Source organism: Brachybacterium avium (assembly GCF_002216795.1).
GTDB lineage: Bacteria > Actinomycetota > Actinomycetes > Actinomycetales > Dermabacteraceae > Brachybacterium > Brachybacterium avium.
In genome coordinates, this window is record NZ_CP022316.1 from 2,318,946 (window position 1) to 2,339,160 (window position 20,215).

Sequence of the window (20,215 nt, forward strand, 5' to 3'; positions counted from 1 at the left end):
CGATCTGAACGAGAAGGAGTGGGGCACTCTTGAGACCACTGACCCAAGCAGGCGGAACGCCTGATCACAGGCGGCTGCCGGGCTCGGTGGGGCGCTCTGCGAACGTCACGGCGGGTACCGCGACTCGCCGTGGAGTCCTCGGGGGAGGGCTCGGGCTGGGACTGAGTGCCGTTCTCGCTGCATGCGGTGGGGCCGCAGCTCCCGCCCAGCAGTTCGATCTCGAGGGGCTGCCGGTCAAGGGTGGCTCGCTGCGGGTCGGCTTCGTCGGCGGCGGCGCCTCGGACACTCTGGACGGCGCGAATGCCACCAACCTCGGCGACATCGCCCGGGCCGTGAGCATGTACAACACGCTGCTGTACTTCGATGACGACTACGTGCTGCAGCCCATGCTCGCCACCTCCGTCACCCCGAACGACGACGCCACCGTCTGGACCGCCGAGCTGCGCGACGACATCACCTTCAGCGACGGGCGGCCGATCACGGTCGAGGACGTCATCTCCAGCTTCGAGCGGATCGTCGACCCCGAGGATCCGAAGTCCGGAGCCGCCTCGCTCAGCCATCTCCGGGACATGGTGAAGCTCGACGAGCGCACGCTCGAGTTCCGGCTCGACACCTCCGACACCGCACTGGACGAGACCTTCGGCCTCTACACCTCGATCATCGTCCCCACCGACTTCGACGTCGCGGCACCGGTGGGCTCCGGCCCCTTCATGCTCGAGAGCTTCACCGCCGCGCAGTCCACCGTGCTGCGCCGCAACCCGCACTACTGGGGCGAGGAGGGTCCCTACCTCGACGAGGTCAGCCTGCTGAACTTCAACGACACCGATGCGCTGATCAACTCGCTGCTGTCCAATCAGGTCGACGCCATCGCGCAGATCCCGCCGGCGCTCACCGAGGTCATCGCCTCGGACCAGCGGATCAAGATCCTCAACTCCGAGACCGGCATGTACCTGCCCTTCACCATGCGCGTGGACAAGGCGCCGTTCGACGACGAGCGCGTGCGCCAGGCCTTCCGCCTGGCCGCGCACCGCGAGGGGATGATCGAGCAGGTCCTCTCCGGCAAGGGCACCATCGCCAATGACATGTTCGCCGCCTTCGACCCGGCCTACCCCGGGGAGCTGCCCCAGCGCACCCAGGACATCGCCGAGGCGAAGCGGCTGCTGGCGGAGGCCGGACACCCCGACGGCCTCGAGGTGGAGCTGGTCACCGCCCCCATCCAGGCCGGCGTCGTCGAAGCCGCCCAGGTGTTCGCCGAGCAGGCGGCCGAGGCCGGCATCACCGTGACGATCAACCGCATGGACCTCACCGCCTACTGGACCGACTACCTCAACTACGACTTCTCGCAGTCGTTCTGGTACACCCGCAACTTCCTCGCGCAGTCGAACGCCGCGGTGATGCCGGGCGCCCCGTTCAACGAGACGCACTGGGAGGACGAGGAGTTCACCGCGCTGGTCGAGCAGGCCCGCGCCGAGGTCGACGACGCGGCCCGCGGTGAGCTCGTCGCCCAGGCCCAGGAGATCCTGTACGACCGCGGCGGCTACCTCATCTGGGGCTTCGCGAACCAGATCGACGCCTATCAGGGATATGTCGGCGGCTTCGTCGAGAACCGCACCGGGATCCCGCTGTCCGGGTTCCGGCTGGACCGCGTATGGATCGGAGAAGCCGCATGATCGCCAAGCTCATCATCCGTCGGCTGGCCATCAGCCTCGTCATCCTGCTGGCAGTCTCCCTGCTGGTCTTCGGTGCGACCCTGCTCCTGCCGGGCGACCCGGCCCGAGCGATCCTGGGCCAGCAGGCGACCCCCGAGCGGATCGCCGCCCTGCACCAGCAGATGCATCTCGATCAGCCCGCCTGGCAGCGCTACCTGTCCTGGCTCGGTGGCCTGTTCACCGGTGATCTGGGCACCTCGGCGGCCTCCGGCCAGCCGGTCATCGACCTGCTGGCCGACCGTGCCCGCGCCTCGGTGTTCCTCATGGTCGCCGCCGCGCTGATCAGCATCCCGGCCGGTCTCGCGCTGGGCATCTGGTCCGCACTGCGCCGCGGCCGGGCCGCGGACAGCGCCATCACGGGCATCTCGCTGGTGCTCGCGGCCCTGCCCGAGTTCGTGATCGGCATCGCCCTGGTGGCACTGTTCGCCACCACCGTGATGAGCATCCTGCCCGCGGTGACCATGTCCCCGCCGGGATCGCAGGTCTGGGACTTCCCGGCCCAGCTGATCCTGCCCACCGCGGTGCTGGTGCTGGTGGTGACCCCGTACATCGCCCGGATGATGCGCGCGACCATGCTCGAGGTGCTCGACTCCGGCTATGTGGAGATGGCCCGGCTCAAGGGCGTCCCCGAGCGCCGCGTGATCCTGCGCCACGCCCTGCCCCACGCGATCGGACCGGTCGCCCAGGTGGTCGCGATCCAGCTGGCGTGGATGGCCGGCGGCGTGGTCGTGGTCGAGTTCCTGTTCCGCTATCCCGGGCTCGGCCAGGCCCTCATCGAAGCGGTCGACTACCGCGATGTGCAGGTGGTGCAGGCGGTGACCATGATCGTCGCGGTCATCTACATCGTCGTGAACCTGCTGGCGGACGTCGTCGGCATCCTGGCCAACCCGAAGCTGCGCACCGGAGGTGGCAAGTGATGTCCCAGGCCATGAATGCAGGCTCCCCCGGAGCGGGGGCCGAGGACCCGACGGTCGCGAATCCCACCGCCACGGAACCCGCTCCCAGCGGGCCCGACGCCCCCACCACCGGGAGCACGCGCCGCAACTCGGTGCTCACCCGCTTCTGGGCGCAGCGTCAGGCGAAGGTCGGCGTGGCGCTGACGGCCCTGGTCGTCCTCGCCGCGTTCCTGGGACCGCTGCTGCTGCCGTGGGCGACCGGCTACTCCGCCACCGAGTTCGCCGACCGTCCCTTCCAGGAATCGGGGCCGTTCGGCACCGACAATCTCGGCCGTGACGTGCTCAGCCGGTTCCTGGCCGGCGGCACTTCGCTGATCCTCTACTCCGTGCTGGCCACGGCGCTGGGACTGTTCCTGGGCCTGCTGTTCGGGATGATCGCCGCCTATGCCGGCGGCCGGCTCGACTCGCTGCTCATGCGCGCCAACGACGTGCTGCTGGCGATCCCGCAGCTGGTGTTCGCGCTGCTGGCCATCACCGTGCTGGGCCCGGAGCCCTGGGTGCTGGTGGCTGTCATCGCCATCACCCATGCCCCCGCATCGCGCGGGTCACGAGGTCGGCCACGCTGGACGTCATCAACGAGGACTACATCCGGGCCGCCGAGATGTACGCGATGCCGCGGATGCGGATCCTGTTCCGCGAGATCCTGCCCAACATCACCGGTCCGCTGGCCGTCGAGGCCGGGCTGCGCCTGACCTATTCGATCGCGGCGATCGCCTCACTGTCCTTCCTCGGCCTGGGCATGCAGCCGCCGGCCGCGGACTGGGGCCTGATGATCAACGAGAACCGCATCGCACTGTCCCTGCAGCCCTGGGGCGTGATGCTGCCGGTCCTCGCGATCGCCGTCCTGACCATCGGGACCAACCTGATCGCCGATTCGATCGCGCGGGCCTCCGCGAGCACGAACGTAGGGGAGAAGTGATGTCGAGAGCACGCAGGGTCCAGGAGACCCTCACACCCACCGGCGCGCCCATGGTCGAGGGCTCGGCCTGGCACAGCACCGTCGAGAGCGGCGGCGACGTCCTCGAGATCGAGGACCTGAGGATCGTGACCACCTCGGGTGGCCGCCCGATCATCCAGGGAGTCGATCTGCGCCTGCGCCAGGGCGAGCTGCTCGCGCTGGTCGGGGAGTCCGGTTCCGGCAAGACCACGGTGGGACTGGCCGTGCTCGGCCGCTTCCGTCGCGGGCTGACCCATGTGGGCGGCACGGTCACGGTCCACCCCTCCAACGGCACCTCCGCTGCGGTGATGACCGACCTGGGCGAGGAGGCGCTGCGTCGCCTGCGAGGCTCACGCGTCTCCTACATCCCGCAGGATCCGGCACTGTCGCTGAATCCGGCCATGCGCGTCGGTGAGCAGATCAGCGAAGTGCTCAAGATCCACGAGTTCGGAGCCGACGACGCCGAGCGGACCGAGCGCGTGCGCGGCGTGCTGCGCGAGGTCGGGCTGCCGGATGACGACGCCTACCGGCGCCGCTGGCCCCATGAGCTCTCCGGCGGTCAGCAGCAGCGCATCGGCATCGCGATGGCCTTCGCGATGTACCCCGACGTGCTGGTGCTCGACGAGCCGACGACCGGGTTGGACGTGTCCACCCAGGCCGTGGTGCTCGAGACCATCCGCGAGATGACGGTCAAGAACAGCGTGGCCGGTCTCTACATCACCCACGACCTCGCGGTGGTCGCCGAGATCGCCGACCGCGTGGCGGTCATGCTCCAGGGCGAGCTGGTGGAGGAAGGTCCCACGGCCGACGTGCTCGGTGCCCCGCAGCACCGCTACACCCGCACCCTGCTCGCCGCAGTCCCCGACCTCGCCGGGAAGAACAACATCGGCGAGTTCGAGGCGCGCCGCAAGGCCGTCCAGGCCGCAGAGGCGGGAGAGGCCGAGCGGCCCGCGACCACCAGCACTCCTCGCGAGGCCGGCACGGCGGCGGCCCCGGCCACCGAGCCGGCCCCCGGTGATCCGCTGCTCGAGGTGCGCGACGTATCGCTGTCCTACGGCACGAAGCAGGTGCTCACCAGCGTCGACCTCACTCTGCGCACCGGCGAGTGCACCTTGCTGCTGGGGGAGTCCGGCTCGGGCAAGACCACCCTCTCGCGGTCGATCGCCGGTCTGCTGGACCACTGGTCCGGATCGGTCAGGTACCAGGAGAAGGAGCTGCCGCGGTCCACCCGCCGGCGCAGCCTCGCCCAGCGGCAGGACATCCAGTACGTCTTCCAGTCCCCGTTCTCCTCGCTGAACCCGCGCCGCACGCTGGGCCAGTCCCTCGCCGTGCCGCTGGAGATGTCCGGCGAGCTCAGCGCGCCCCAGCGCAGGGAACGGGTCCGCGAGGCGCTGGACTCGGTGCGGCTGGGGAGGTCCTTCTTCGACCGTCGGCCGGGAGACCTCTCCGGCGGTGAGCGTCAGCGCGCGGCCATCGCCCGGGCGCTGGTGAACATGCCGCGGGTGCTGGTGTGCGACGAGATCACCTCGGCGCTGGACGTCTCGGTGCAGGCCAGCATCATCGATCTGCTCAGCCATCTGCGGCAGGAGCGGGGGCTGTCGATGCTCTTCGTGACCCACAACATCGCCCTGGCCCGCCACGTGGCCGAGCGCGTCGCCGTGCTGGATCACGGCGTGATCGTCGACGATGGACCGACGGACCAGGTGCTCACCGCGCCGGACCACCGTTACACCGAGGAGCTGCTGCAGAACATCCCGACCCTCTGAGGGCGGGACGGGGAGGCCACGGCCCGCCCCAGCAGCCGACGACGCAGTGGGAGACGCCTTGTCGACATCACATCATCCGACGACCGACCCAGGAGACGACATGGCCGACGCCGTTTCCGTCCCGGCGACCACGCCGGCCGGAGCCGTGCCCTCGACCGGAGAGGCGGCGAGCTCCTCCGCGGAGGCCGTCCGCGGGCGGGTCCGTTCCTGCATCGAGGAGTCCGGTCTGGCCCAGCGCGAGTTCGCGCGCCGTATCGAGCTCGAGGAGACCAAGCTGTCCAAAGCGCTGAAGGGCACCCGCCGCTTCAGCCCGGCCGAGCTGGTACGGATCGCGACCGTCGGTGGCGTCACCGTGAACTGGCTGGTCTCCGGCTCGGACTCGGCCTCCGGACCGGCTGCGGTCCCCACTGCGGCGAGCCTGCCCCTTCGGGGGCGGGAGGCCCCGGAGCAGGGGCGCAGGCGGCAGACGATCGTCGAGACCGCCTGGGCGCTGTTCGCCTCCCGCGGCCTGCACGCGGTGAAGATCTCCGAGATCGCCGCCGAGGCCGGGGTCAGCACCGCTGCGGTCTACCACTACTTCTCCGGCAAGCGCGAGCTGTTCGAGGAGACGCTGCGCTACTCGGTCAAGCTCGCCTTCGACCGGCAGGTCGCCTCCCTGCACCTGATCTCCGGCCCGCGCGAGCGGCTCGAGCACCTCATCGGCCTGCAGCTGCCCGCAGGTGGCGCCCGTGCGCAGGAGTTCGCGATCTGGTTGCAGGCCTGGTCCGAGGTCGCCGTCGGCGCCGGCTCCCAGCAGAATCATGCCTTCGCCTACCAGCGGTGGTACCGCACGGTGCACGACGTGCTCCGTGAGGGACAGGAGTCGGGGGTGTTCACCGCCGAGCCGCTCGAGGACCTCACCACCCAGCTGACCAGCCTGATCGACGGGCTCGGCATCAAGGTGCTGGTCGGCACGATCAGCGTCGAGCAGATGGCCTCCCAGATCCATCGCTTCCTCGAACGCCTCGTCGTCGCCCGTCCCTGACCGCCCCGAGACCCAGCCCCAGACCCACCCGAGACCCGGACCCACCCCACGAAAGGGATCCACCATGAGCCGCAAGGTCATCCTCACCTGCGCCGTCACCGGCGCCGGCGACACCGCCGCCAAGAGCGAGCACGTACCCGTCACCCCCGAGCAGATCGCCGCCGACGCGATCGCCGCCGCCCGCGCCGGTGCCTCCGTCGTGCACATTCACGTGCGCGATATCGAGACCACGCAGGGCTCGCGCGACGTGGAGCTGTACAGCGAGGTGGTGCGCCTGATCGGCGAGAGCGACGTCGATCCCGTCATCAACCTCACCGCCGGCATGGGGGGTGACCTCACGGTCGACCCCAGCGATCCCACCCGGGAGCTGGGCAAGCTCAAGGGGACCGACCTGGTCAGCGGCCTGGACCGGCTGCCGCATGTCGAGAAGCTGCGCCCGGAGATCTGCACCCTGGACTGCGGTTCGCTGAACTTCGGCGAGGGCAGCCAGCTCTACGTCAGCACCCCGGACATGCTCCGCGAGGGCGCTGCCCGCATCAAGGAGCTCGGGGTCAAGCCGGAGATGGAGATCTTCGATACCGGGCAGCTGTGGTTCGCGAACGTCATGGTGGCCGAGGGCCTCATCGCCCCGCCGCCGATGTACCAGCTGTGCATGGGCATCCCCTACGGCGCCCCCGTCGACACCGGCCTGCTGGACGCCATGGTGCACATGCTGCCCGAGGGGGCGCAGTGGACATCCTTCGCCATCGGCCGCGACCAGCTGCGCTGGGTGGCGCAGTCGGTGCTGCTGGGCGGGCACGCCCGGGTGGGCCTGGAGGACAACCTCTACCTGCGCAAGGGCGTCAAGGCCACCAATGCTCAGCTCGTCGAGGAGGCCGGGAAGATCATCGACTCCCTCGGCGACCAGATCGCCACGCCCGACGAGGCCCGCGACATCCTCCAGCTCGACCGGAAGGCTCTCTCCGCATGACCACTGCATCCGCTGCTCCCACCCCCGACCCGCAGCCGCCCGAGGTCGCGGAGGTCACCACGATCGCCTGCGTCGGCATCGGCACCATCGGCGGCGGCTGGGCCGCCTACTTCCTCTCCCGCGGCTACCGGGTCCAGGCCTGGGACCCCTCGCCCGAGGCCGGGGACCGGGTCCGCGCGCTCATCGACGCTGCCTGGCCCGCACTGACCCAGCTGGGGTTGGCCGAGGGCGCCGATCCGCACGCCATCTCCATCCACACCGATCTGGCCGAGGCGCTCGACGGCGCCCAGTTCGTGCAGGAGAGCGCCCCCGAGGTTCTGGAGATGAAGCAGCAGCTGCTGGCGGACATCGATGCGCACGCCGCCCCGGGCGTCATCATCGCCTCCTCCACCTCCGGCTACTCGATGACGGAGATGGCGGTGGACGCGGCCACTCCCGAGCGGCTGGTCGTCGGCCACCCCTTCAATCCGCCCTACCTGATCCCGCTGGTCGAGGTGGTCGGTGGCGAGCAGACCTCGCCCGCGGCCGTCGACTGGGTCTCTGCCTGGTACGAGCACCTGGGCAAGTCCGTGATCACGATGGACCACGAGGTGCCCGGCTTCATCGCCAACCGGCTGCAGGAGGCGCTGTGGCGGGAGGCGCTGCACATGGTGGACAACGGCGAGGCGACGGTCGAGCAGATCGACCGCTCCATCACCGACGGTCCCGGCCTGCGCTGGCCCCTGCAGGGCCCCATGCTCACCTTCCACCTGGCCGGCGGGCCCGGCGGGATGGCCCACATGCTCGACCACTTCGGGCCCTCGCTGAAGTCCCCCTGGACTCGGCTGGAGGCCCCGGAGCTGACCGAGGAGCTGCGCGGCGCCGTGGTGGCAGGCTGCGATGACGAGGCCGACGGGCGCACCGTGCCCGAGCTCGTCGCCCAGCGCGACCAGGCCATCATCGCGGTGCGCCAGGTCATCGAGCAGCTGCGCCGAGGCTCCGCGGCATGAGTGCGCTGCCCGCCTTCCGCACCCCGGTGCGCCAGGAGTGGATCGACTACAACGGCCATCTCTCCGAGGCGTACTACGTGCTCGTGTTCGGCTTCGCCACCGACGCGGTGATGGAGCAGATCGGGCTGGGCGCCGCCGAGCGCGAGCAGGCCGGCTCCTCGCTGTACACCGTCGAGGCGCATGTGCGGTACCTGCAGGAGGTGCCCCGCGGTGCGGAGCTGGTGGTGACCACCGCGATCGCCGGTGCCGCGGCCAAGAAGCTGCACCTGGCGCACGAGATGCGGGTGGATGGGGAGCTGGTCGCGACCGAGGAGATCCTGGCGCTGCACGTGGCCGGGGACCCGGCCCGGTCCGCGCCCTTCCCCGAGCCGGTCGCGACCCGGATCGCCGGCATCGCGGCCGCGGGGCCTGCCGGGGCCGAGGGGATCCCAGCGGCCGACGGGGCCGCCGAGAGCCTCGGCGCCTCCGTCACCCCGCCCGACTGGGTGGGGCGCGCGATCCGTCTCTGAACCGCCTACACCCCACCGACCGAAGCCCCCAGGAGGAGTTCCCCGATGTCCACATCCACCGTTCCCTCAGGTGATCCGTCCGCGGTCACCGTCCGCGCCTGCGAGGGACTGCCCGGCGACATCGCTGAGCGTCTCGTCGAGATCTTCGGTCGCCACCTCGCCGCCTCCGAGGGTGGGATGGCGTTCTCCGTCCACCGCGCCGGGCAGCCGCTGCTGCAGCTGCACGGCGGGCAGGCAGCACCCGGCCGGCCATGGACCGCGGACACTATGGCGGTGCTGTTCTCCGGCACGAAGGGGCTCACGGCCACCCTCGCCGCGCTCCTCATCGGCCGCGGGCAGCTGGATCCCGAGGCCCCGGTCGCGCAGTACTGGCCGGAGTTCGCGGCAGCCGGGAAGGGGCAGGTGCGGATCCACCACCTGCTGGACCACACCGTCGGCCTGCCCTACGTCGACCCCGATCCGGCCACGGATGCCGAGAGGCTCGACAACCATCTGATGGCCGAGCGCCTCGCCGCCCAGCCCACGCTGTGGGAGCCGGGCACGAAGATCGCCTACCACGCCCTGACCTACGGCTACCTGCTGGCGGAGGTGCTGCGCCGGGTCAGCGGGCGCAGTGTCGGAGAGCTGCTGCGCACCGAGCTGGCAGAGCCCTTCGGACTCGATGTCCACCTGGGACTGCCGGAGTCGGAGGAGGCGCGGGTCGCTCCGGTGTTCCGTGCCGCGGGCTACCGGATCTCCACCTACCTGCAGGACGATCCGGAGCGGCGCGCGATCGTGGACCGGATGTACGGCAGCAGCCTGACCGCCGAGAACCCCCCGTTCAACACCCGCGCCCACCACGCCGCAGAGCTCGCCGCCGGCGGCGGGATCGGCACGGCCGACGCGATGGCGAGGATGTACTCCCTGCTCATCGCCGCCGACGCACCGCTGCTCCCGGCCGACACCCTGGCCCGCGCCACTCGCACCTGGTCCCAGGGCACGGACACGATCAACGACCGGCCGGTGCGCTTCGGCCTCGGCTATGAGCTCGATGACCCCATCGGCACCTACGGCCCGGTGCGCCCCGCCTTCGGCCACACCGGCGCCGGCGGCGGGCTGCACGGTGCCTGGCCCGAGCAGGACCTCGCCTTCTCCTTCCTGCCCAACGAGATGCAGAGCGAGGACGTGGACCGGCGGGTCAAGGACCTGCTGGAGGTGCTGGCGGAGGCCGCGTAGGGCGAAGCAATCCTGCCCCGGCGCAGCAGTGGAGGGGCCCCAGGAGCGGTCTCCCCGTGTGCCGGAGCCCCCGGTGCAGCGATACTGCGACGGGCCCGGCTCACCGCCCCCGCGCCGCGAGCCGTGCCATCAGCCCCGTCGGCGCGAGCCGCGCCGCGGTATAGATCGCCTTGTACCGCTTGCTCGGCACGGAGACGGACTTCCCGCGGGCCGCGTCCCGCAGCGATTCCTCGACCACCCGCGACGCCTCGAGCCACAGCCAATCGGGGATGCCCTCCTCGCCCTTCGCCAGGCCCAGGCGGGCGTGGAAATCGGTGTGGGTGTATCCGGGGCACACCGCGGTGACGGTCACGCCGCGGGAGCGGTACTGGCTGCCCGCCCAGCGGGAGAACATCACCTGCCAGGACTTCACCGCCGCGTAGGTGGAGCGCGGCATGACGGCCGAGGCCGAGGCGATGTTGAGGATCGTGCCGGAGCGGCGCTCCAGCATGCCGGGCAGCACGGCGTGCATCAGCCGCATCGGCACCTCGACGTGGAGGCGGAGGTGACGCGCCTCGTCCTCGATGTCGTTGTTCTCGAAGGCGAGGGGGAGCCCGAAACCGGCGCTGTTGATCAGGGTGTGGACCGGGGGCGCGGGATCGCGGAGGCGGCCGACGACGGCGGCGATGCCGCCGGGGGAGGAGAGGTCCGCACCCAGGATCTCGACCCCGCCCGCGCCTGATCGCTCCAGCTCGGAGGCGAGCTCCTCGAGCCGGGCGGTATCGCGGGCGACCAGCACGAGGCGGTCGCCGCGGCGGGCGAGCTGGCGGGCGTACTCGGCGCCGAGGCCGGAGCTGGCACCGGTGATCAGGGACGTCATCGTCATGGTGGCGAGCCTAGCGGCCCCGGGGCAGGTCTCTGCCGCTGTGTACGATCGTCCCCGTACGGCGGTGCAGCGTCGCGATCGCCTTTCCACACCTCGTGAAAGTCGTTCCTCCACGCCGTGTACTCGCTCCTGCTCGCGATCATCTATGTCGCCTTCGTCAGCCTCGGCCTGCCGGACTCCCTGGTCGGCTCGGGCTGGCCGGTCATGCACCAGGACCTCGGCGTCCCGGTGGCGTTCGCCGGCATCATCACCATGATCATCGCGCTGGGGACGATCGTCTCCAGCCTCGCCTCCGAGCGGGTCACCCTCCGCTTCGGCACCGGTGCGGTCACGGCGATCAGCGTCGGCATGACCGCTGCCGCGCTGGTGGGGTTCTCCACCTCGGACCAGTTCTGGATGCTGTGCCTGTGGGCGATCCCGTACGGGCTCGGCGCCGGCGCGGTCGATGCGGCGCTGAACAACTACGTGGCCCTGCACTACGCGGCCCGGCACATGAACTGGCTGCACAGCTTCTGGGGAGTGGGCGCCTCGATCAGCCCGTTCGTGATGGGGTTCGCGATCTCCTCGGGGCAGGGATGGTCCACCGCCTACCTGGTGATCGGCCTGGTCCAGGCCGCGCTCACGCTCGCGCTGCTGGTCAGCATCCCGCTGTGGGGCAGGGTCGACAGCGCACGCTCTCGGGCGAGGACCGTCCAGACCCATGACCTCGCCGAGGACGCCCCTGCGCCGCAGGACCGCGCCCCCGTCCCGCTCACCACCGCGCTGCGCATCCCCGGGGTGATGCTCATCCTGCTCACCTTCGCGGCCTACTGCGCGGTCGAGAGCACGGCGCTGCTGTGGTCCTCCACCTATCTCGTCGCCGAGCGCGGGGCGCTCCCCGCGGCGGCGGCCACCTTCGGCGCACTCTTCGTGCTCGGCCTGACCGCCGGGCGCTTCCTGGCCGGCTTCTTCGCCGAGCGCCTCGGGGACCGGGCCCTGATCCGGGGAGGCTTCGTGATGATCGGAGTCGGCGCGCTGATGCTCGCCCTCCCGCTGCCGACGGAGATGATCGGGCTCGCCGGCCTGGTCGTGGTGGGCCTGGGCTCCGCGCCGATCTACCCCGCGATCATCCACTCCACCCCGGTCAACTTCGGCCGGCGCAACTCCCAGGCCATCATCGGGGTCCAGATGGCCGCCGCCTACACCGGCTCCACCCTCGCACCGCCGGCCTTCGGCGCACTCTCGGCCTGGACGGGGATGTGGATCCTCCCGCTGTTCATCGCCGTGCTGGTGGTGGCGGGCCTGGTGCTGTCGGAGCGGCTGAACCGGATGGTGGCGGCTCCGGCGCCGGCCTGAGGCCATCGCGCGACGAGGTGAGCACCGCTCGACTCGCTGTGCCACCCGCGGGGTGATCCCCCGGACCGACGTCCGCCCGGCCCGCAACGGACGGCCACCGCCCGTTGCGCGCGCTCAGGCGCGCGCGCCGAGCCCGACCACATGCTCGGGAAGGCGCTCGTTGCTGCCGTACATGAAGTGGTTCGCCATGTTCTCGGAGAAGCGGCTGGCCAGCGGGGTGCGGCCCACGGCCTCGGCGACCTCACGGATGTGGATCGGAGCGGCGCCGCAGCACACGCCCAGGTAGTTCACGCCCAGCGCAAAGGCCTCCTCGGCGAAGGACCGGATCTCGTAGCGGTTGGTGAACAGAGGATCCAGCGCGGTGGGGAAGGTGCGCCCGTGCGGGGAGGGGACGGTCGCCGCCTCATCGGAGAGGTTGAAGAACGTCGGCTCCTCCTCGGTGGTCCGGTACGGGATGGGCAGCGCGCCCACGTGGCAGGAGACCGCCTCGCGGATCTGCCGCAGCCAGGGCAGCAGGGTCTCCGGACCGCGGAAGCAGTTCAGCCCGACGACGTCGGCCCCGCCCTGCTCCAGGCGCTGGGCGGTCTCGACGATCCCCGCACCGTCGGCCATCTCCTGGAACGCCATCGGGGCCAGGGTGAGCACCACCGGCAGCCCGGAGGACTTCGCGACCTCGAGCGCGGCCAGCGCCTCGCCGGCGTAGTAGAAGGTCTCGCCGATGATGATGTCCGCGCCCTCCTCGACGGCCCAGCCCACCATCTCCTCGAACATGCCGCGCACCTCAGCCTGCCGGGCGGTGTTCGTCGGATCCCAGATGTTCGAGTTCGAGATGTTGCCGGCCATGAGGTTCCCGGGCACCGCGTCGGCGACCTCGCGGGCGATGCGCAGCGCGGAGCGGTTCAGCGGCTCCAGCAGGTCCTCCTTGCCGATCACCCGCATCTTCTCTCGGTGACCGTTGTAGGTGAACGCCTCGACGATGTCGGAGCCGGCGCGCTGGAAGTCCACGTGCAGACTCCGCAGGGCTTCCGGGTGCTCGAGGGCGACCTCGGGCACGAACTCGCCGGCCGTGAGGTAGCCGCGGCGCTCGAGCTCGAACAGGAAGCCCTCCGCACAGATGACGGGACCTGCGTCGAGGCGGTCGCTGAGGATGTTCTGGGACATGATCGATCTCCGTGGTCTGGCGGGCGGGGCGGTACCGGCCGAGACTAGTCCGGCGCCGCGGCGGCGCCACCGTGGATGGCGGAGTGTGAACGAGAGAGGCTCACCGGCCTGCCACCGCCCTCCTACGTGACCAACGCCCCGTCGGCCGACGGGGCGGGTCGCCATAGACTCGATCGGTGCCCGGAACCTTCGCCCCCGCCCCGTCCGTGTCATCTGTCGAGGGCCGCGAGGGCCCCGACCTGACCGCCGAGGACATCGCCACCGCATTGCGGGTGCTGCGGCATGCCCCGACCCTCGCCGAGGACAGCACGGAGCTGCTCGCGATCAAGCGCGCCTCCCGGAACTTCGAGAAGAAGCTCGCGAAGACTCGGCGCGGTGAGAAGACCTGGGCGCAGCGTAAGGCGGATCGCGCCGTGATCGCCGCGACCGCCACCGGGTCCCCGCTGCGCATCGACGACGAGACCAAGGGGATCCCGCTGGTCTCCAGCGCGCAGGGCGCCTTCGCGGGCGAGCTGCACAAGGCCCGCGGCTGCTACATCTGCAAGCACGACTTCACCCTGGTCGATGCCTTCTACCACTGGCTGTGCCCGGACTGCGCCGCGATGTCCCACGCCAAGCGCGACCAGCGCACCGACCTCACCGGCAAGCGGGCCCTGCTCACCGGGGGCCGCTCCAAGATCGGCATGTACATCGCGCTGCGCCTGCTGCGCGACGGCGCGCACACCACCATCACCACCCGCTTCCCCAAGGACGCGGCCCGGCGCTTCGCCCAGCTGGACGACGCCGCGGAATGGATCGACCGACTGAGCATCGTCGGGATCGACCTGCGCGACCCCACCCAGGTGATCGCGCTCGCCGACGACGTCGCCGCCGCCGGCCCGCTGGACATCCTCATCAACAACGCTGCGCAGACGGTGCGCCGCTCGCCGAGCGCCTACTCGGCCCTGGTCGAGCAGGAGGCCGCCCCGCTGCCCACCGATCTCGCCCTGCCGGAGATGACGGCGTTCGACCGCATCTCCCAGGCGCATCCCGCCGCGCTCGCCGGCGTGCTGCAGAACCGGTCCGTCCCGCAGCACGACGGGGAATCGCTCGAGCACGCCCGGGCCGCGCAGACCGCGGCCTCGATGACGGCGCTCGCGCTGCGGGCCGGCAAGGCCAGCCTGCAGGAGCACCTCGCCGGCACCGCGGTCGACGCGGGCGGCCTGCTTCCGGACCTGCAGACGAACAACTCCTGGACCCAGACGGTGGACCAGGTGGACGCCCTGGAGATGCTCGAGGTGCAGCTGTGCAACGAGACCGCTCCCTTCCTGCTGATCAGCAGGCTGCGGCCCGCGATGCGCGCGGCCGTGCAGGCCGGGGCGCGCCGCGCCTACATCGTCAACGTCTCGGCGATGGAGGGCCAGTTCTCCCGCCGCTACAAGGGCGCCGGACACCCCCACACGAACATGGCCAAGGCTGCGCTGAACATGCTCACCCGCACCAGCGCGGGTGAGGCGTTCGAGACCGACCGGATCCTGATGACCGCCGTGGACACCGGCTGGATCACCGACGAACGCCCCCACCAGGACAAGCTGCGCATCGCCGCCGAGGGCTGGCACGCCCCGCTGGACCTGGTGGACGGCGCCGCCCGCGTCTACGACCCGATCGTGCGCGGCGAGGCCGGCGAGGACCTCTACGGCTGCTTCGTGAAGGACTTCAAGCCCAGCCCGTGGTGAGGCGCGGGTGCGGCTGCCGCGCGGGATCGCGGCCGCGATCGACTCGGACTCAGCGGGCTGATCGAGGTGTCCAGCTCCCGCAGGGAACAGTCCAGAGCGGATCTGATGCCCAGTTCTCCGGAGCGCCCAGCGCTGCGGGGCTCGGATTCTGCATTGTGTCGAGTCCAACTTCGAGGAGTTCCCTCATCTTCAAGTTCCAGGTCGATCCCGGCGCGAGATGTCCTAGGAAATAGGCGATGACTGCGATCGATCCGTAGACACGCTCGCTCTGACCGAATGCGAGGGTGGTGAGGCGCGGGATCGTGCGAAGTGCCGCAGTGGGGGCCGGGATCAGCGAACGGTTCCAGACCCTCGCGTGGTGCGCGCAAGCGTTGCGGAGGATCGACAGCTGCTCCAGCCAGCGTGCCAGTGGGTGCTCCCGTGAAGCTTTCCGCCTCTGGTTTCCAGAAAGCGCAGACACGTCGAGCTTCAGGCCGAGGCTTTCCGCGACAGCCCACTGGTCTCGGGCGAACATCCCCTCGTACAGTCTGGAGATATCGGCGAAGTCCAAGACATCGGTGAGGACCCAGATCGGCACCGAGCCGCTGTAGGCCTTGCGATGATGCCGGATCGGTGCGCTGTAGCTGCGCGCAGCGCGGTCGACGCGCCGCTCGGCCACAGTCAGCCAGCGCTCGTGATCAAAGCCGGTGCGGAACAGCTGCGGATCTTCGTGAGCCAAAGGCCCATGCTGGCCGATGTGATAGCTCAGGTGGCTGCGTACTCCGACTTCGACGCGCTCCACTGCGTCGTGGATCAGAGTTCGCAGCTTGCGGTCGAACTCGTAGAGCGCAGCGACCATCGAGAAGTCGGTGCCTGGCAGAAAGCGGTCGATGGGGTTGCCATCCGAGTCCCTGACCCGATAGTCGTACCAGTATCCGCTGAGGCGGTAGTAGCCGACGTTCCGCAACCATTGCGATGCTTCGTCTGGATCCAGGAGCATCCCGCGGCTCTGCAGCAGCGTGATCTGCTGGCCGATGGTCGTGTACGGCTTCGGCGACGGCATTGTTCCCCCGATAGAGATCCAGCCCGCACCAGGAGGACCTGGGCGGGCTGAACGGTTGCACTCAGTATAGCTGTCAGGTTGATGCGCTGGCGGTGATCTGTGCGATGCGTGCTGTAGACGCGGTCGGAATCTGTATGAGAACCGAAGGCCTCGTGAGGATTGAACAGCTCAGCGTCACGACCCCTTCCCGTGTGACACGCTGACGCGATGTCCCGCCCCATGCACATCCGCGACAGCATCGAGATCGCCGCCGACCCGATGACCATCTATCGCGAGATCGCCGACCCCTCGCAGATGGGGCGCTGGAGCCCGGAGAACCAGGGCATGGCCGAGCCGGGCCGCGGACCCCTGACGGTCGGGGACGAGTTCGTGGGCCGCAACCGCCGGGGCCCCGGCCGCTGGTCCACCGCCTGCACGGTGATCGCCGCGGAGCCCGGGGAGAAGTTCGCCTTCCGGGTCCACCGGATCGGCCTGCGACGGCCCCTGCTGCGCGGATCCATCGCGACCTGGACCTATACCTTCGAAGCGCTCGATGCGGGGCGCACCCGCGTCACCGAGACCTGGCAGGACGACCGCACCGGCTGGTCGGATGCCTGGGCGGCCCGCTTTGACAAGCTGGTCACGCGCGGCAGCACCTTCGACCGCTTCCAGGCGGGCAACATCCGCCGCACCCTGGCCCGCCTGAAGGCAGACCTCGAACGCTGACCACGCACGCGGAAGGACCGAAATGCAGATGAGCGGCAACGCAGACACCCTGACGAAGATCCTGGCGTCGATCGACGGCCGCGGATACGGCTCGTACAAGCAGCTCACAGGCAGCTATGACCTGGGGCGGTGCCGTCTCGTGGTGGACCGGGTGCAGGTCGATCCCTTCGCCCCACCCTCCCTGATGCGCGTGATCGTCGGCCGTTCCGCCGCCGCTCTGCCGGAGGATCTCCTGTCCGACCAGCGAGGGCGGGTCGCGGCCACCGACTTCCTGACCCGGGCCGCCTCGGCTGCGGCGGCCGCGATCGGGGAGGGGATCAGCATCGGGACCCCGGGCCAGGAGGTGCTCGAACGCACCAGCGTCGCCCTCACCGACGAGGGGGTCGAGGCGAGGCTGGCCGTCCAGCTGCCGGCGGCCGGGCGCCGGATCCGCGGCCGCGCGGCGACCCGGCTGCTCACCGAGGACGTGCCGAGGATCGCCGCGGCCGCGCTGCTGCATGCGAGCCTCGATGCCGCAGCGCTGCGAGCGCATGTGACCCTCCACCGTGATCAGGAAGCGCTGCGGGACCAGTTGCCCGGGAGGGGATTGGTGGCTTTCGTCGGCAACGATGCGATCCTCCCGCGCCGCTCCGGGGACTCCGATCTGCCGCTGACGGAGGGCGCGGTCCCGTTCTGCAGCCCGGAGTCGATGCAGGTCTCCTTCCAGCTGCCCAGCGGCCGCACGGTGAGCGGGATGGGTGTTACCGAGGGGATCACCGTCATCGTCGGCGGTGGTTACCACGGCAAGTCGACCCTGCTGCGGGCGATCGAGCGGGGCGTCTATGCGCACCGGGTGGGCGATGGCCGCGAATGGGTGCTCACCCGCGGGGACGTCGCCTCCGTGCGCGCCGAGGACGGCCGCTCCGTGGCGGGGGTCGATATCTCGCCGTTCATCTCCGGCCTGCCCTCCGGCACGGACACCCGGAGCTTCTCGACCACCAACGCCTCGGGATCGACCTCGCAGGCCGCGTCTCTCGTGGAGGCGGTGGACGCCGGTGCCTCCGCGCTGCTGATCGACGAGGACACCTCAGCCTCGAACTTCATGATCCGCGATGACCGGATGCGCCGCCTGATCCCGGCCGAGCACGAGCCCATCACCCCGTTCGTGCAGCGCATCCGCCCGCTGTACGAGGAGCGCGGGGTCTCCACCGTGCTGGTCGCCGGAGGGTCCGGGGCGTTCTTCGACGTCGCCGACCACGTGATCGCGCTGCAGGAGTACGTGCCCCGCGACGTCACCGCCCAGGCGCGCGAGCTCGCCGAGACCACCCCGCAGCCGGGCTCCTCGGTCTTCGGCCCGACGCGGGCCCGGATCCCCGCCGCCGGGGCGCTGCGGCCGACGGGGAAGACCAAGCCGGCCTCGGCGCGCGGTCGCGACACGATCCGGTTCGGGCGTGAGCACATCGACCTGGCAGCCGTCTCGCAGCTGGTCGATGCCGCACAGACGACGGCTATCGCCCACGCCCTGGATCGCCTGGCCGAGCTGCTCGAGCAGCCCGAGCCCGCAGAGCACCCCGGTGCGGCCGGCTCCCGGCCCACGCTGGACGCGGCGATCACTGCACTGTTCGTGCGCCTGGACGCGGACGGCCTGGAGAGCCTGTCACCGCATCGAGGCCATCCCGGCCACCTCGCCCGGCCGCGCCCCCTCGAGGTCCACGCCGCCGTGAATCGGTACCGCGGCCTCCGGCTCCACGAGGGCTGACGGGCGCCTCGCCTCCACTGGGCGTAACGACCCCCACGCGAGCATGGCGTGGAAGACTGGGGCAACGCACTCAACACCCTCGAAGGAAGCAGCATGAATACATTCCTCGGCATCGGGATCATCGGGTTCATAGCCCTGGTCGTCGTCGCCCTCCTCGTCATCGCGGCGATCGCCTTCTTCATCATCCGCCGGTGGATCAAGGTCGCCCGCGCGGATGAGGCGCTCGTGGTCTCCGGCAAGAGTCAGAAGAACGAGGACGGCACCACCTCGGCGACCACGGTCGTGGTCAACGGGAAGGCGATCGTCAACCCGATCACCCAGCGCCACGAGGTCATCTCGCTGCGCCAGCGCCAGGTGAACATGCGCGCCGAAGCGCAGTCCGCGGACAACGTCACGGTCACCGTCGAAGCCGTCGCGCTGGTGAAGATCGGTTCGAAGAGCGATCTGGTGCGTCGGGCGGCCGAGCGCTTCGGCTCCCAGGACGAGGCGATCGAGCCCTTCACCCAGGATCAGCTCGAGGGCGTGCTGCGCGGCGTCGTCGCCCAGCAGACGGTCATCTCCCTAATGCGCGACCGCAAGGTGTTCTCCGAGCAGATCGCCGAGACGGTCATCCCGGAGCTGCGCGAGCAGGGTCTCATCCTCGACTCCTTCCAGATCCGCGGTATCACCGACGATGTCGGCTATATCCAGTCCCTCGGCGCCCCGGAGATCGAGGCGAAGCGCCAGGCGGCCGAGATCAGCCAGACCAACGCCGAGCGTGCTGTCGCCAAGGAGCAGATCCGCAACGACGAGCAGAACCTCGTCGAGAACCAGGCGCTGGACACGAACCGCGCCAACGCCCAGGCGGAGGTGGGTCGTGCGCGGGCGAAGGCTGAGCAGGCCGAGGCCCTCGCCGGCGAGAAGTCCCGCCAGGAAGTCCTCCAGCAGCAGGCCGAGAACAAGCAGGCGCAGCTGGATGCGGACGTCAAGCGCGTCGCCGACGCCGAGCAGTACCGTCGCCAGAAGGATGCCGACGCCGACGCCTACGAGCAGCGTCGTCAGGCGGAGGCCCGCGCCGAGGTCGCCGAGGCCGATGCGCGCGCCGTGAAGATGCGCGCCGAGGCCGACGCCGAGGCCGAGCGCCTGGCCGGCGAGGCCCGTGCCGATGCCATGCGCGCCGAGGCCGAGGCTCTGAAGGAGAACCAGGAGGCGCTGCTCGCCCAGCGCGTCGTGGATCAGCTGCCCACCCTCATGGAGACCTTCGCCAAGGGCTACGCGCAGATCGGCAACATCACCGTGGTCAGCTCCGACGGCAACGACGGGGACGTGGCCGGCAAGCAGTTCTCCGGCGAGTCCGCCGGGGCCCTGCGCGGGGTGTTCGACACGGTCGAGTCCACGCTGGGGCTGAACATCCCGGACCTCATCCAGGGACGCGTCACCGGCGCGGCCCAGGGCGACGCGCTCGGCGCCGCGCTGCGGGAGCAGACCGGCGATCAGCCGGCGGGGAATGCGGCGGGCAAGCGCGCCGCCACGGCTCCTGCCGGTGACGCGCCGACGGATGCCGGAGCGGACCAGACGCACTGAGACGGAAACGCCGCGC

Annotated in this window: 18 protein-coding genes; 15 read left to right on the forward strand and 3 right to left on the reverse strand. The window is 70.4% G+C overall.

Annotated features, from left to right (window positions below; all coding sequences use genetic code 11):
* Nucleotides 1–86 precede the first annotated feature (86 nt).
* From CFK39_RS10415 to CFK39_RS10455, 10 genes are all read left to right on the forward strand, one after another.
* A complete protein-coding gene (locus tag CFK39_RS10415) occupies nt 87–1,670 on the forward strand; it encodes an ABC transporter substrate-binding protein (RefSeq protein WP_172805660.1) in 1,584 nt (527 codons plus the stop codon).
* Entirely contained in the window at nt 1,667–2,626 is a 960-nt protein-coding gene (locus tag CFK39_RS10420; protein ID WP_218192254.1) for an ABC transporter permease, read from the forward strand. The genes CFK39_RS10415 and CFK39_RS10420 overlap by 4 nt, the downstream gene beginning before the upstream one ends.
* Nucleotides 2,626–3,357, forward strand: a complete 732-nt coding sequence (locus tag CFK39_RS10425) for an ABC transporter permease (RefSeq protein WP_476727191.1) — start codon at nt 2,626–2,628, stop codon at nt 3,355–3,357. The genes CFK39_RS10420 and CFK39_RS10425 overlap by 1 nt, the downstream gene beginning before the upstream one ends.
* Nucleotides 3,252–3,584, forward strand: coding sequence for an ABC transporter permease subunit (locus CFK39_RS17575; RefSeq protein WP_476727193.1), 333 nt, complete (start codon nt 3,252–3,254; stop codon nt 3,582–3,584). Before CFK39_RS10425 ends, CFK39_RS17575 begins: the two co-directional genes overlap by 106 nt.
* The gene (locus CFK39_RS10430; protein ID WP_245822477.1) at nt 3,584–5,368 is read left to right on the forward strand and encodes an ABC transporter ATP-binding protein; all 1,785 of its coding nucleotides are present in this window, start codon (nt 3,584–3,586) and stop codon (nt 5,366–5,368) included. Before CFK39_RS17575 ends, CFK39_RS10430 begins: the two co-directional genes overlap by 1 nt.
* Before the next feature lie 100 nt (nt 5,369–5,468).
* On the forward strand, nt 5,469–6,392 hold the full coding sequence (locus CFK39_RS10435) for a TetR family transcriptional regulator C-terminal domain-containing protein (RefSeq protein WP_089065399.1): 924 nt from the start codon (nt 5,469–5,471) through the stop codon (nt 6,390–6,392).
* A 64-nt stretch (nt 6,393–6,456) separates the two neighbouring features.
* Nucleotides 6,457–7,362, forward strand: a complete 906-nt coding sequence (locus tag CFK39_RS10440; protein ID WP_089065400.1) for a beta-keto acid cleavage family enzyme — start codon at nt 6,457–6,459, stop codon at nt 7,360–7,362.
* Entirely contained in the window at nt 7,359–8,351 is a 993-nt protein-coding gene (locus CFK39_RS10445; RefSeq protein ID WP_089065401.1) for a 3-hydroxyacyl-CoA dehydrogenase NAD-binding domain-containing protein, read from the forward strand. Before CFK39_RS10440 ends, CFK39_RS10445 begins: the two co-directional genes overlap by 4 nt.
* Nucleotides 8,348–8,860: a thioesterase family protein gene (locus CFK39_RS10450; RefSeq protein ID WP_089065402.1), complete on the forward strand. Its 513-nt coding sequence runs from the start codon at nt 8,348–8,350 to the stop codon at nt 8,858–8,860. The genes CFK39_RS10445 and CFK39_RS10450 overlap by 4 nt, the downstream gene beginning before the upstream one ends.
* Before the next feature lie 45 nt (nt 8,861–8,905).
* Complete coding sequence (locus CFK39_RS10455; protein WP_089065403.1) at nt 8,906–10,075, forward strand: serine hydrolase domain-containing protein; 1,170 nt, start codon at nt 8,906–8,908, stop codon at nt 10,073–10,075.
* Between the two features lie 100 nt (nt 10,076–10,175).
* Here CFK39_RS10455 and CFK39_RS10460 read toward each other — a convergent pair whose 3' ends face one another.
* Nucleotides 10,176–10,940: an SDR family NAD(P)-dependent oxidoreductase gene (locus CFK39_RS10460; protein ID WP_089065404.1), complete on the reverse strand. Its 765-nt coding sequence runs from the start codon at nt 10,938–10,940 to the stop codon at nt 10,176–10,178.
* A gap of 117 nt (nt 10,941–11,057) precedes the next feature.
* On the opposite strand from CFK39_RS10460, the gene CFK39_RS10465 reads away from it, so the two are divergent.
* The gene (locus CFK39_RS10465; protein ID WP_089065405.1) at nt 11,058–12,275 is read left to right on the forward strand and encodes an MFS transporter; all 1,218 of its coding nucleotides are present in this window, start codon (nt 11,058–11,060) and stop codon (nt 12,273–12,275) included.
* Between the two features lie 114 nt (nt 12,276–12,389).
* Here the strand turns inward: CFK39_RS10465 and CFK39_RS10470 are convergent, their stop codons facing one another.
* A complete protein-coding gene (locus CFK39_RS10470) occupies nt 12,390–13,436 on the reverse strand; it encodes a homocysteine S-methyltransferase family protein (RefSeq protein WP_089065406.1) in 1,047 nt (348 codons plus the stop codon).
* A gap of 176 nt (nt 13,437–13,612) precedes the next feature.
* Here CFK39_RS10470 and CFK39_RS10475 point away from each other — a divergent pair, with 176 nt between their 5' ends.
* Nucleotides 13,613–15,151 carry an SDR family NAD(P)-dependent oxidoreductase gene (locus CFK39_RS10475; RefSeq protein WP_420836204.1) on the forward strand — a complete coding sequence of 513 codons (1,539 nt, stop codon included), beginning with the start codon at nt 13,613–13,615 and terminating at the stop codon, nt 15,149–15,151.
* A 49-nt stretch (nt 15,152–15,200) separates the two neighbouring features.
* Here CFK39_RS10475 and CFK39_RS10480 read toward each other — a convergent pair whose 3' ends face one another.
* A complete protein-coding gene (locus CFK39_RS10480; protein ID WP_089065407.1) occupies nt 15,201–16,193 on the reverse strand; it encodes an Abi family protein in 993 nt (330 codons plus the stop codon).
* A gap of 207 nt (nt 16,194–16,400) precedes the next feature.
* On the opposite strand from CFK39_RS10480, the gene CFK39_RS10485 reads away from it, so the two are divergent.
* The 3 genes from CFK39_RS10485 to CFK39_RS10495 all read left to right on the forward strand — a co-directional run bounded on the left by CFK39_RS10485 (nt 16,401) and on the right by CFK39_RS10495 (nt 20,199).
* Nucleotides 16,401–16,898, forward strand: coding sequence for an SRPBCC family protein (locus CFK39_RS10485; RefSeq protein ID WP_089065408.1), 498 nt, complete (start codon nt 16,401–16,403; stop codon nt 16,896–16,898).
* 28 nt (nt 16,899–16,926) lie between these two features.
* Nucleotides 16,927–18,636, forward strand: a complete 1,710-nt coding sequence (locus CFK39_RS10490) for an ABC-ATPase domain-containing protein (protein ID WP_089066398.1) — start codon at nt 16,927–16,929, stop codon at nt 18,634–18,636.
* A gap of 93 nt (nt 18,637–18,729) precedes the next feature.
* Nucleotides 18,730–20,199: a flotillin family protein gene (locus CFK39_RS10495; protein WP_089065409.1), complete on the forward strand. Its 1,470-nt coding sequence runs from the start codon at nt 18,730–18,732 to the stop codon at nt 20,197–20,199.
* The last annotated feature ends 16 nt before the right edge of the window (nt 20,200–20,215 follow it).